The organism is Pseudomonas sp. Sample_22 (genome assembly GCF_004307635.1).
Taxonomy (GTDB): domain Bacteria; phylum Pseudomonadota; class Gammaproteobacteria; order Pseudomonadales; family Pseudomonadaceae; genus Aquipseudomonas.
The window spans coordinates 169135-183080 of the sequence record NZ_RCNY01000081.1 but is presented as its reverse complement, the minus strand read 5'-3'; the positions used below and the strand labels follow the sequence as shown (position 1 = coordinate 183080).

Genomic DNA, 13946 nt, shown 5'->3' with positions numbered 1-13946 from the left:
TTCCCACGCAGAGCGTGGGAACGATCTGCTTCAGGGAGTTCTCTCGTATTCAACAGGAGTTTCAAATGGCGAAGAAACCCAAGGCAGCCACCTTCATCAAGGACCCGCTCTGGTACAAGGACGCGGTGATCTATCAAGTACACGTTAAATCTTATTTCGATTCCAATAACGACGGGATCGGCGACTTTCCTGGCCTGATCGCCAAACTCGACTACATCGCCGAACTCGGCGTCAACACCATCTGGCTGCTGCCGTTCTATCCCTCACCACGCCGCGACGACGGCTATGACATTGCCGAATACCGCGGTGTCCACAGTGATTACGGCACCATGGCCGATGCCAAGCGCTTTATTGCCGAGGCACACAAGCGCGGTCTGCGGGTGATAACCGAACTGGTCATCAACCACACCTCCGATCAGCACGCCTGGTTCCAGCGCGCCCGCAAGGCCAAGAAAGGCTCGGCGGCGCGGGACTTCTACGTGTGGTCGGATGACGATCAAAAGTACGACGGCACGCGCATCATTTTTCTCGACACCGAAAAGTCCAATTGGACTTGGGACCCGGTGGCCGGCCAGTACTTCTGGCACCGCTTCTATTCGCACCAGCCCGATTTGAACTTCGACAACCCGCAGGTCATGAAGGCCGTGCTGTCGGTGATGCGTTACTGGCTGGACATGGGTATCGACGGTTTGCGCCTCGACGCGATCCCGTACCTGATCGAGCGTGACGGCACCAACAACGAAAACCTTCCTGAAACCCACGATGTGCTGAAACAGATCCGCGCCGAAATCGATGCCAATTACCCCGACCGCATGTTGCTGGCCGAGGCCAATCAATGGCCAGAAGACACCCAGCTGTATTTCGGCGACACCGACAAGAAAGGCCTGAACGGCGATGAATGCCACATGGCGTTTCACTTTCCGCTGATGCCGCGCATGTACATGGCGCTGGCCCAGGAAGACCGCTTTCCGATCACCGATATCCTGCGCCAGACCCCGGAAATCCCGGCCAACTGCCAATGGGCGATTTTCCTGCGCAACCACGATGAGCTGACCCTGGAAATGGTCACCGACAAAGAGCGCGATTACCTCTGGAATTACTACGCGGCCGACCGTCGGGCGCGGATCAACCTGGGGATTCGCCGCCGGCTGGCGCCGCTGATGGAACGTGACCGCCGCCGGGTGGAGCTGCTCAACAGTTTGCTGCTGTCGATGCCCGGCACGCCGACCCTGTATTACGGCGACGAGATCGGCATGGGCGACAACATCTACCTCGGCGACCGCGACGGCGTGCGCACGCCGATGCAATGGTCCATTGACCGCAATGGTGGTTTCTCTCGCGCCGATCCGGCCAGCCTGGTGTTGCCGCCCATCATGGACCCGCAATATGGCTACTTGTCGGTCAATGTCGAAACCCAGGCCGGCGACCCGCATTCGTTGTTGAACTGGACCCGACGCATGCTGACCGTGCGCAAGCAATCCAAGGCGTTTGGTCGTGGCACGCTGAAAATGCTCTCGCCGACCAACCGTCGCGTATTGGCCTACACCCGTGAATACACCGGGCCTGACGGCAAGCACGAAATCATTCTGTGCGTGGCCAACGTGTCGCGCAGCGCTCAGGCGGTGGAGCTGGACCTGTCGGCCTACGTTGGCATGGTTCCGGTGGAAATGCTTGGCGGCAATGCCTTTCCGCCGATCGGCCAGTTGAATTTTCTCCTGACCCTGGCGCCCTACGGTTTCTATTGGTTCGGACTTGCCGCCGAAAACCAGATGCCCAGCTGGCACGTCGAGCCGGCGCAAAGCCTGCCGGACTTCACCACGCTGGTGCTGAAAAAACGCATGGAAGAACTGCTCGAAGCGCCATCAAGGGGCACGCTGGAACAGAGCATCCTGCCGAGCTGGTTGCAGAATCGTCGCTGGTTTGCCGGCAAGGATGCGGCTATCGACAAGGTCGAGCTGGCTTACGGTGTGCGGTTTGGTGACGCTCAGCATCCGGTGTTGTTGAGTGAGATCGAAGTCACCAGCGGCGGCCAGACCAGCCGCTATCAATTGCCGTTCGGCTTCATCGCCGAAGACCAGGTAGGCGCGGCGTTGCCTCAACAACTGGCGCTGTCGCGGGTGCGCCGAGGGCCTCAAGTCGGCTTGATCACCGATGCGTTCAGTCTGGAAAGCTTTGTCCGCGCCGTATTGCAGGGCATGCATAACAACATGGTGTTGCCTTCGGACGGTGGCGAGATCCGCTTTGAACCGACCGCCGAACTGGCCAAGCTGGGCCTGACGGCGGAATCCGAAGTGCGGTATCTGTCGGCGGAGCAATCCAACAGTTCGGTGGTGGTCGGCAACAGTCTGGTATTGAAGCTGATCCGCAAGGTGGCGTCGGGCGTGCACCCGGAACTGGAAATGAGCGCTTATCTGACCGCCGCCGGCTTCAGCAACATTTCGCCGCTCTTGGGCGCGGTGGTTCGCCGGGACGCCGCAGGCGAAGACAACCTGCTGATGATCGCCCAAGGCTACTTGAGCAATCAGGGCGATGCCTGGGAATGGACCCAGAACAACCTCGAACGGGCACTGCGCGATGAGTTGGCGGACGCTGTGTCGGAACAGGAACAGCATTACAACGCCCTCGGCGAGCTGAAGGATTTCGCCGGCATGCTCGGCCAGCGCCTGGGCGAAATGCATCAGGTACTGGCGGCACCGGGCAACAACCCGGACTTCGAACCGCAAATCACCACGGCAAAAGAGGCGCTGGCGTCGGCCAAGGACGTCGCTGCGCAAATCGAGCACGCACTGAAATTGCTCAAGCAGCATCAAAACGAACTGAACCCGACAGACAAAACCTTGGTCAGCCGTTTACTGGACAACAAAAAAGCCATCCTCGCCCATGTGCAGGCGCTGGCCAAAAAGACCGCCGGTGGCCTGCGTATCCGCGTGCATGGTGACTTGCACCTGGGGCAAGTACTGGTGATCAAGAGCGATGCCTACCTGATCGACTTCGAAGGTGAACCGGCACGACCGCTGCATGAACGAAGGGGCAAGCACAGCCCGTACAAGGATGTCAGCGGGGTACTGCGTTCTTTCGATTACGCAGCGGCCATGACCATCAACGTGCACAACGTCGACAACACGGCGCAGGCCCAGGCCGCGCGCGAGCGCGTAGCGACTCGCTATTTGACCGAAGCCAGGCAGGCATTTGTCGACGCTTATCGGCTGGCGGCAGCTACGCTTGACCATGCATGGCAAGATCCAGAAGGCGAGGACGCCGCATTGGCGTTGTTCGGCCTGGAGAAGGCGGCGTATGAAGTGGCCTACGAGGCGGAAAATCGCCCCGGTTGGTTGCCCGTGCCGTTGCACGGTTTATATGGATTATTGAGTGGGCTTAAACCCTTTTCCGATCTTGGTGGAGAGTAGTCATGAGTTTCTCGAACAAGGAACAGGGTCAACATCACAAAGAAGCACTGCTACCCAGGGCGCGGGATATCGACGCGTTGGTACGTGCCGAGCATCATGATCCCTTTGCCATTCTTGGCCCCCACGGCGATGGCGTCGGTGGGCAGTTCATCCGGGCCTACCTCCCGGATGCCTTGAGCGTACACGTGGTCGCCAGAGAAACCGGTGAAGAGCTCGGTCAACTTGAAGTTACCCAGACCCCCGGTCTGTTCGTCGGGCATTTCGAGCGTGCGCAACCCTATCTGTTGCGCACTCGTTGGGCCGGTGGCGAGCAAACCGCCGAAGATCCATACAGCTTTGGTCCACTGCTTGGCGAAATGGATTTGTATCTGTTCGCCGAAGGCAATCACCGCGACCTGAGCAGTTGCCTCGGCGCGCAGCTGAAAACTGTGGACGGCGTCGACGGCGTGCGTTTCGCAGTGTGGGCGCCGAATGCCCGACGGGTGTCGGTTGTTGGGGACTTCAACGTCTGGGACGGGCGTCGCCATCCGATGCGCCTGCGCCATCCCAGCGGTGTCTGGGAATTGTTCATTCCGCGCCTGCAAGCGGGCGAGGCGTACAAATATGAAATTCTTGGCAAAGACGGCATTCTGCCGTTAAAGGCCGACCCCATGGCGCTGGCCACCAGCCTGCCGCCAGATACCGCCTCGAAAGTCGCTCCTCCCTTGCAGATCGACTGGCAGGATCAGGACTGGATGCTGTCCCGTGCCGAGCGCCAGCGTCCGAGCGAGCCGTTGTCGATTTACGAACTGCACGCCGGGTCCTGGCAATGCGAACTGGATGATCTGGGCGAAGTGGCCCGCCAGTACACTTGGCCCGAACTGGCTGAGCGGCTGATTCCCTATGTCAAGGAACTGGGTTTCACTCACATCGAACTGATGCCGATCATGGAGCACCCGTTCGGCGGGTCTTGGGGCTACCAACTGCTGTCGCAATTCGCCACCAGTGCCCGTTACGGCACGGGCGACGAGTTCGCAGCGTTCGTCAATGCCTGCCACCAGGCGGAAATTGGCGTGATTCTCGATTGGGTGCCGGCGCATTTTCCGACCGATACCCATGGCCTGGCGCAATTCGACGGCACTGCGCTGTACGAGTACGGCAACCCCCAGGAAGGCTTTCACCAGGATTGGGACACGCTGATCTACAACCTCGGGCGCACCGAAGTGCACGGCTACATGCTCGCTTCAGCACTGCACTGGCTCAAGCATTTTCATGTCGATGGCCTGCGGGTGGATGCGGTGGCGTCGATGCTCTATCGCGATTATTCGCGCAAGGCGGGCGAGTGGGTGCCCAATCGCCATGGCGGTCGGGAGAACCTCGAGGCAATCGACTTTCTGCGCCACCTCAACGACGTCGTAGCGCTGGAAGCTCCCGGAGCATTGGTGATTGCCGAAGAGTCCACGGCGTGGCCGGGTGTCAGCCAGAGCACGCAACAGGGCGGACTGGGCTTCGCCTACAAATGGAACATGGGCTGGATGCACGATTCACTGCATTACATCCAGCAAGATCCGGTGTATCGCGCCCATCACCATAACGAACTGAGCTTCGGCCTGGTGTATGCCTGGTCAGAACGCTTCATCCTGCCGATTTCCCATGACGAAGTGGTGCATGGCAAACATTCGCTGATCGACAAGATGCCCGGCGACCGTTGGCAGAAGTTCGCCAACCTGCGGGCCTACCTGAGTTTCATGTGGGCGCATCCGGGCAAGAAACTGCTGTTCATGGGCTGCGAGTTCGGCCAGTGGCGCGAGTGGAACCACGACCAGCAACTGGACTGGTACCTGCTGCAGTATTCCGAACACAAAGGCGTGCAGAAACTGGTCGGTGACCTTAACCGTCTGTACCGCGATATTCCGGCGCTGCATGAGCAGGACGATGTGCCGCAAGGCTTCCAATGGTTGATCGGCGACGATGCGATCAACAGCGTGTACGCGTGGCTGCGCTGGAGCAAAGAGGGGCGGCCGGTGTTGGTGGTCGCCAACTTCACCCCGGTACCGCGCGAGGCTTATCGCATCGGCGTACCATTTGCCGGGCGCTGGACCGAGTTGTTCAACAGTGATTCGGCAACCTATGCCGGTTCCAACTACGGCAACAACGGTGGGACGTCCACCGAGGAAATCTCGAGCCATGGGCAGAATCTGTCGCTGGTGTTGAATTTGCCGCCGTTGGCGGTGTTGATGTTGAGTCCGCAGGGCTGATCCGAAATTGCGTCGTTCCAATCGCGGGCAAGCCCGCTCCCACAGGTTCAGTGGTGATCCTTGTGGGAGCGGGCTTGCCCGCGATGGCGTCAGATTGAACCACGCATTTCTTGAGGTCTGATCCTCACCACCGCATCCGCACACCCAGGCTGCCAATGATCCCGTTCAAATCATTGTCGTCGACATCACTGCTGTAGTCGGCGCTGACATACAGGCTCACCGCCGGTGTCACCCGTGCCACCAAGCCCAGGCCCAACTCGACCGTCGACGATTTGCGACTGCTGCTGATCTTGTCGACCTCATCAAGGGTCACGGTATTGCCGGTGTAGACCGTGTGCCAGACGTTGGTTCGCACATAAGGTTCGACCGGCAGGCCGTTGATGTCGTAGCTACCTTTCAATTTCGCACCGACCCGTCCGCTCCACGACGTCAGATCGCTGGAGGACGCATTGCCCGAACCGGCATAGGGCGTGTCCAGGGTGATTCGCTGATTGATCAACTGCGCCTGGGGTTCGACCACCCAGTTTTCGCTGATGCCAATCGGGAACCCGCCTTCGACCGACAGCGTCACCGCGCTGCCTTCGGTGGCCTGGCGCGCACCTTGTTCGTTGCGGCTGAAACCGTTGACCCGCCCGCCACTGGCCGACAGATCGACGTGCCAGCCTTGTGGGCCGGTCAGGCTGTAGTAAGCGCCCAGGCTTTGCCCTTGCAGATTGAGAGTGTCGCTGTGCGGGTCGGACATGCCACGGTTGGTCAACAAGCCATTGCTGTTGCCCTGGATCTGACTGGTGCCGCCGATCAGGCCGACCCGTTGGGTATGGCCGCTGTTGCTCTGCAATGTGAGGATCGCCGGGCTTTTGAGTTCGCCTGAGCCGACGTAGGTAAAGCCTTGGGCGAGGGCATCGGTTTGCGCCTGGCGCGAGGTCTGCCCGTAAATCTGATCCCAGGCATAGGGCGTTGCGTCTTCGGTGGTGACGTGGCTACTTCGTATGTCGGGATGGGGGCTGAATCGGCCGGGGTAAGTGGTAGTGAGAGCAGGCAAGGCAAGCGCGGGAATGTCCTGGCGATACCACGGCGTCGCCTCTTCCTCGGCCGGTTGGGCCTGTACTTCCATGGAGGAGCACAGCAGGAGTGAACTCGAGACAGTGCAAAAAGTGATTTTGATCTCTTGTTGGGTGAATGAAGTTCTCATGGCGGGCTACCTTGCAATCGCGTGCCGTACTTGCCTTGGCGTCTCTCCTACCCCGAACGAGGGGCGACCGAATGAGTGGGGCAAGCCGGGGGCCGCCCGTATGCGCGGGTGTCCTGGGGGCTTGCCCCTGATTGTGTTTCCGGGGGTAGTAACGTGAAGTCAAGTGGACCGCCGCCACTGCGTCAAGAAAATGGCCGATAAGTGGTATGGGTATTTCAGGTCTTATAAGTGACTGATTTATGGCGCGTCTCTAAGTACTTGTTTAATTGCAAAATCGTCAAGAAAGTCACCCTATAGAGCCTTTGCTCGATCCTACCAACTCACTCTGAAGCCCAGGTTGCCAGCCATGCCTCGCTGCTGATTGCTGTCTACATTGCTGCTGTAATCAATATTGCCGTACACGCTGACGCCGGGTGCGAGCGACAGAGTTGCGCCGACGCCAAGATCCGCCCATGAAACTTGCTGCTCGGTATCGATATCAGTGGTATTGGCAAAAGTGACCGTGTCGGTGCCTGAAAAAGTGTGCCACAGATTCGCCCGCAGATAGGGTTCCAGCGGTAGGCCGCTGACGTCGTAGTGCCCCTTGAGACGCGCACCGAGCCGGCCGGTCCAGGAGGGGTCGGTATCGAACTCCACATCGGAGACACCGTCGTTCTGACTGTCGAGTTCGATGCGTTGATGGATGATCTGCGCCTGGGGTTCAATGATCCAATCGTTCGCTATCGGGAATGGATAACCGGCCTCTACGGACAGGCTCAGGGCGTGTCCATCGTTATCGAGCTTGAGGCCGCGTTCGGAATGGCTGTCTCCATCGAGCCAGGTGTACATCGCCACGGCATCGAGGTACGCATTGCCAGGATCGGTCAGTGTCCAGTAAGCACCCAGGCTGTCGCCCTCGAGTTCGACCTTGCCGGCGCGTTTGTCTTCAAAGCCCTGGTTGAACCCGTCGACATCACCCTGCAAGCGGCTGTGGCCGACGAAGAAGCCACTGCGTTGGATTTGCCCGCCAGACAACTGCGAACCGAAAAGGTCATTGCCAACCTGGAAACCGTTCAGCGAGCCGTCGAGTTTCGGTGTCACAGTGCCGGCCCAGGTCTGCTCGAAGTTCTTGCCATAGACCCGACCCCAGCCCGCACCGAAGGCGCCGGTCTCGGTCAGCAGGCGCTGCTCGCCCTGACGATCGTGAAACGTCCCGAGAGCGTTCAGGGTCAACTGCGCCGCTGCAGGTGGCAGCACCGACCATACAGGCACTTCCGGACGATACAGGGGAATGGGCGCGGCGCCGGGTGCGGGAGTAGGCAACGAAGGACTACCGGCCGCAGCCACTGGCGCGGCTATCAACGGCACCAGAATCGGTGGCAGGGTCGGGTCGGGGTTGGGTACCGCGACCAGTGGCGCTGCCACCACCGATGACCGCAAGTACCAACTGTTTTCGCTGCCAACCGTTACGCCGCCCTTGTACAGGACGTAATCGAACGCACCTGCCGACACCGGTGTCTTCAGGCTGAAGGCATCATTGTTGCTGACAGCGGTGCCTTGGGCCTGAACCAGTTGAATGCCGTTTTGCAGGGTTTCTGCACCTGCGCCCTCCAGGTTGCTGACAGTGATGGCAGTCGTGCCGGTCAAGGTACCGTCATTGACCACCAGTTTGTCGCTGGGCGAGTTGTCGCCGCCGAGTACGCTTTGCACAAACAACTGGCCACCATTGCCTGCGTAGTTGCCCTGCACGGTCAGGGTGTCGCTGGTTCGGCTGTTGCCACTGCTGAGGTCAATGATCCCGGCGTTGTTCAACGTGGCTCGCTGGCCGGCAGTAAATGGCGTAATGCTGCCTTGGGCAGATGTGATGACGCTGCTGCCGTCAATGTTGAACGCGCCGCTGCCACTGGCACTGTCGCCGAGCATCAGGTTGCCGTCGACGTCGAACTGCGAGCCGTTGCTCAGGTTGATCGTTTCCCAATTTGCGTAACGCGCGGCGCCCGCAGTGGTGGTGCGGTCAAAGGTCAGCACGTCGTTGTCGGTGCCACCGTTGAGGCCCGGGGTCAGGGACAGGGAGCTCTCCAACAGATTGCGCAGGGTTGCGCGGTCGTTGCCAGCCTCCATCAAAATCTGCGAACGGATAATGCCACCACCGTCCCAGACAAACGTGTCATCGCCGGTGCTGGTGCGGATGTCGCCGACGATTTCGCCGCCCGTCACGGTAATGCTGTCGTTGCCGCCGCTGACGCTGATGTTGCCGCCAATCCGGCCGCCCGAGACGATGATGGTGTCGGTGCCGAACCCGGTGACCAGGTTACCGATGATTTGCCCCCCAGACATGTCGAACAGATTGTTGTCGAGCTTCATGTCGACCCGGCCGATGGTTCCACTGGTCATCTTCGCGGTATCACCGTCCTCGAAGGCACCCGTTATCGTGCCGCCGGTCATCAGGAAAAAGTCGCGGTTGTCACCTTGGGCCAGTGACTGGATCGTGCCACCGGTCATGGTGAAATTGTCGATGCCGCTCCCTTGATTGACGGCTCCGGTCACTTGTCCGGCGCTGATGTTGAAGAAATCTGCGCCATCGCCCTGATCGACGCTGCCGACAATCCGACCGGAATCCATGTTGACGGTGTCGCTACCGGCCCCGAATGTAACGTTGCCATTGATCGTTGCTGTACCGTTGGCGGGAAGGTTCAACGTGTTATTGCCGGCCAGATCGCTCAGTGGGCCGCCAATGCCACTGTCGCACAAATGAGTATCGTCACCGGCGGTAGGAGTAAGGACACAAGCTGCCTGGGCGGGATGGGGCCATCCGAGGAGCAGCCAGATGGAAAAGGCACAGGCGCTGTAACGGTATTTGGGCAGATCGGCAGCCAATGTCATGCAAATCCCTCGCATCGAATGAATCCGGACGACACGACCGTAACAGCCGCCTGAGCGCACGGCTACTGTCACAAATGACAGGTCGGACGAATGATTCAACCCTCGAGGAACACATCAGCGGGTCACAAGTGGACTTCCACCGCCAGCGGTAAATGGTCTGACAGATGCGTCCAGGGCTTGCTGCCGAGAATTTTCGGGTCGTGGCTGCTGGCATTGCGCAGATAGATACGGTCCAGCCGCAGCAGAGGGAAACGTGCCGGGTAGGTCTTGGCCGGGCGGCCGTGGTGCCGCTCGAAGGCTTCGTGCAGATAGTCGCGGCGGGCGAGGGCGGCGTTGCCTTGCAATTGCCAGTCGTTGAAATCGCCAGCGATGATCACCGGTGCCTTGTCTGGCAACGATTCAAGCAATTGGCAAAGCAACTGCAACTGCAACTGACGATGGCTTTCCAGAAGACTCAGATGCACGCAGATCGCGTGGACTTCAGCGTGGCCGGGCACATCGAGCACGCAGTGCAGTAAGCCGCGACGTTCCGGACCGGTGATGGAAACGTCGAGGTTGCGGTATTCGCGAATCGGGTACTTCGACAACAGGGCGTTGCCGTGGTGGCCATCGGGGTAGACCGCGTTGCGGCCGTAGGCAAAATCGCTCCACATGCTGTCCGCGAGAAACTCGTATTGCGAGGTCTGTGGCCAATTGTGGTAACGGGTGGAATGGCCGTCATGCTCGCCGACGACTTCCTGGAGAAACACCAGGTCCGCCGAAGTACTGCGTACCGCCTCTCGCAGTTCCGGCAGGATGAAGCGGCGGTTGAGGGCGGTGAAGCCTTTGTGCGTGTTGACCGTCAATACACGCAAGCGATGAATGGCCGGGGGACTGGTCAACGGCACCGATTCGGCCGTCTGCGACTTGGAATGGGTGGTCACGATCACTCCTCTGAATCCGTGTGGCATATGTATGCGACTGATGCACCGCCGGGCAGTTCAGTTTGAGCGATTGCAGGATCGATACCCGTAAAGTCTTGCCACGGGATGATCCGTTCAGACAAAGACGATTTCATAGGGCAAGCGCATTCGCTCCAGCAGCACGCGGGGCAAGGGCGGAGCGATGCCGATGGCGGGCTCGCCGTCCAGTTGGCTGGCGTAAGCGTGGGTGGCGTGGCTTTTACGCGCAACCGTCCAGGTGTCCAGGCGCAGTTTGCGAGCGCGATGCCACGGGATCAGTTCGCGATCCCGCGCTGGCCAGTGCCACGCCCAGACGGGTACTTCGTTGAACGTCGCGCCGGCGATGGCCGACGCCTGGGCGCTGGCTCGGCCCACGGCGTCATGGTCGCTGTTGCCGTCTGCGGCCCAGGTGCTGAACACCACGTCGCCGGGGCGCAGGTAACGGGCGATGAAACGGGTCAACTCCAGTTCGTGCTCGGCCAGGGCGTTGTCGGTGAAGCCGCCGCGAATCCATTTCAGGCTGTGCATCGGCAAGCCGAGCCGGCGCAGGGCTTCGACACTTTCCTGGGCGCGGAACACACTCAGGCGTTTTTCCGACCACTGCTGCGACCCCGGGTGACTGGCACTGCCGTCGGTAACCGAGATCAATTGCAAGGGATGGCCCATATTGCTGAGCAGTTGCAACAGACCGCCGCAGGTCACCACTTCGTCGCCGGGATGTGGGGCAATTACCACCACGCGGGCGCCGGGCGGGACCAGGGATTGGGTGCTGATGACCGGAACGTTGTCCAGTTGCAGGGCGCTGTTCCAGATCTGTGCTGGCAGGCTGCTTTCGTTGATGGAAACAGGTTTCATGGGATTACGTCCTTGTTTCATGTCGCCTTCAGTCGTGCGCGATGCTGCGACAGGCAAGCACGGCAGACCCGTGAGGGCGGATTGATAACGATCGCGGCATTACTAACCCTGAAATGCCGCGCACCGAGTATTGCTCATGTAACGTTATTCGTCGCGTCCGAGGCCCTTCAGCGGCAATTTTTTAGCTGACCGGTACGTTGCAAATTGTTTACTCCTCTTGTTCATGTTGTAACTCGAACAGCAGCAACGAGCGGCCAGTGACCGAGTACTCGTGGCCGAACTCGAATCGCTCCTGGCCGCGTATCGATGGCTGATTGGTGTCGATCATGCAGGTCCAGAAGCCGCCGTCAGGCACTTCCGGCAACAGGAAGTTGACGATGTCGTGATGGGCATTGACCACCAGCAGCAGTGTCGCATCGGCCCCTTTTCGACGGATGCCGGTTTCCTGTGCGCGACCATCGAGCAGCATGCCCAGGCAGCGATTGTGCGCATCGTGCCAATGTTCGGTGGTCATTTCGCTGCCGTCCGCCGCCAGCCAGGTCACGTCCTTGACACCGATGTCCTCGTTGTAATTGCCGACCAGAAAGCGCCCGCGACGCAGGATCGGGTAAGCCAGGCGCAATTTGATCAGGCGTTTGACGAACTTGAGCAGCGCCTTGCCGTCTTCGCTGAGGTCCCAATTGACCCAGCCGATTTCGCTGTCCTGGCAGTAGGCGTTGTTGTTGCCGTCCTGGGTGCGAGCGAACTCGTCGCCGGCCACCAGCATTGGCGTGCCTTGAGCGAGCAGTAGCGTGGCGAAAAAGTTACGCATCTGCCGGTGGCGCAGTTCGTTGATTTGCGGGTCGTCGGTCGGGCCTTCGACGCCGTGGTTCCAGGACAGGTTGTTGTTGCTGCCGTCCTGGTTGTTTTCGTCGTTGGCTTCGTTGTGTTTGTCGTTATAGGACACCAGGTCATTGAGGGTAAAACCGTCGTGGGCGGTGATGAAGTTCACCGATGAATACGGCCGTCGACCGCGCTGATTGAACATCTCGCCGGAAGCGGTCATGCGACTGGCGAAGTCAGCCAATTGGCCATCGTCGCCTTTCCAGAACGCTCGCACGGTGTCGCGAAACTTGTCATTCCACTCAACCCAACCGGGCGGGAAATTGCCGACCTGATAACCACCGGGGCCGCAGTCCCAAGGCTCGGCAATCATTTTCACCTGGCGCAACACCGGGTCCTGGCGGCAGGCCACGAGGAAACTGTGACGTTCGTCGAAACCGTCGTGGTAACGCCCGAGAATGGTCGCCAGGTCAAAACGGAAGCCGTCGACGTGCATTTCCGTGGCCCAATACCGCAACGAGTCGGTGACCATTTGCAGCACGCATGGGTGGCTCAGGTCGAGGGTGTTGCCGGTACCGGAGTCGTTGATGTAGAAGCGTTTGTCGTCGGGCATCAAGCGGTAATAAGAGGCGTTGTCGATACCACGCATGGACAGGGTCGGGCCTTGTTCGTTGCCCTCGGCGGTGTGGTTGTAGACCACGTCGAGGATCACTTCCAGGTTGGCTTCGTGCAGGTGCGCGACCATTTCCTTGAACTCGGCGATCTTGCCGCTGGCCAGGTAGCGCGGGTCGGGGGCGAAGAAGGCGATGCTGTTGTAGCCCCAGTAATTGGTCATGCCCTTGTGCAGCAGGTGCTGGTCGTTGACGAAGGCATGGATCGGCAACAGCTCCACGGTCGATACGCCGAGTTTGCGAATGTGTTCCAGCACGTCGTCGACCATCAAGCCGGCGAAGGTGCCGCGCAGGTTTTCCGCAACGCCAGGGTGGCGCATGCTGATGCCGCGCACATGTGTCTCGTAAATGATCGTCTTGTCCCAAGGCACGCTGACGCGGTGGTCGTGACCCCAGGTGTGCGCCGGGTCGATGACTTTGCATTTGGGTACGAAGGGCGCGCTGTCGCGCTCATCGAAACTGAGGTCGGCGTCGGGGTGGCCAATGGTGTAGCCGAACAGTGCTTCGGACCACTTGAGTTTGCCCACCAGTTGTTTGGCGTAGGGGTCGATCAGCAACTTGTTGTGATTGAAGCGATGCCCGTTTGCGGGGTCGTAAGGACCGTAGACACGGTAGCCATAGATCAACCCCGGATGGGCGTCAGGCAAGTAACCGTGGTAGATCTCATCAGTGTATTCCGGCAGTTCGATGCGTTCCAGTTCCACTTCCCCGGCATCATCGAAAATGCACAGTTCGACCTTGGTGGCGTTGGCGGAAAACAAGGCAAAGTTGACCCCCAGACCATCCCAGGTCGCACCCAGCGGAAAGGGCAGACCCTCACGGATACGCGAGGGCTCGGCACGGGGTGCTGGCGTGTCTTTTTTTGGTCGGGTCATAAATGCTCCTGCAATGGAGGGAAATCGGCGTGTTTTTTGCGGGCGAGTGAGCCCGTTGTGACGAGCAGGCTCGCCACATGTTCA

Annotated in this window: 7 protein-coding genes; 2 read left to right on the top strand and 5 right to left on the bottom strand. The window is 59.8% G+C overall.

Features of this window, described 5'->3' with window-relative positions:
* Positions 1-65 precede the first annotated feature (65 nt).
* Positions 66-3407: a maltose alpha-D-glucosyltransferase gene (treS, locus tag D8U73_RS20715; RefSeq protein ID WP_130905634.1), complete on the top strand. Its 3342-nt coding sequence runs from the start codon at positions 66-68 to the stop codon at positions 3405-3407.
* Positions 3408-3409: 2 nt separating this feature from the next.
* Positions 3410-5644: a 1,4-alpha-glucan branching protein GlgB gene (glgB, locus tag D8U73_RS20710; protein WP_130905633.1), complete on the top strand. Its 2235-nt coding sequence runs from the start codon at positions 3410-3412 to the stop codon at positions 5642-5644.
* Between the two features lie 124 nt (positions 5645-5768).
* Here the strand turns inward: glgB and D8U73_RS20705 are convergent, their stop codons facing one another.
* From D8U73_RS20705 to glgX, 5 genes are all read right to left on the bottom strand, one after another.
* The gene (locus D8U73_RS20705; protein WP_130905632.1) at positions 5769-6836 is read right to left on the bottom strand and encodes an autotransporter outer membrane beta-barrel domain-containing protein; all 1068 of its coding nucleotides are present in this window, start codon (positions 6834-6836) and stop codon (positions 5769-5771) included.
* A 312-nt stretch (positions 6837-7148) separates the two neighbouring features.
* On the bottom strand, positions 7149-9698 hold the full coding sequence (locus D8U73_RS20700) for an autotransporter outer membrane beta-barrel domain-containing protein (protein ID WP_130905631.1): 2550 nt from the start codon (positions 9696-9698) through the stop codon (positions 7149-7151).
* Positions 9699-9820: 122 nt separating this feature from the next.
* Complete coding sequence (locus tag D8U73_RS20695; protein ID WP_056855599.1) at positions 9821-10621, bottom strand: endonuclease/exonuclease/phosphatase family protein; 801 nt, start codon at positions 10619-10621, stop codon at positions 9821-9823.
* Positions 10622-10735: 114 nt separating this feature from the next.
* Positions 10736-11494, bottom strand: a complete 759-nt coding sequence (locus D8U73_RS20690; protein ID WP_056855484.1) for a PIG-L family deacetylase — start codon at positions 11492-11494, stop codon at positions 10736-10738.
* Positions 11495-11702: 208 nt separating this feature from the next.
* Entirely contained in the window at positions 11703-13862 is a 2160-nt protein-coding gene (gene glgX / locus D8U73_RS20685) for a glycogen debranching protein GlgX (RefSeq protein ID WP_056855483.1), read from the bottom strand.
* Between the last annotated feature and the right edge of the window lie 84 nt (positions 13863-13946).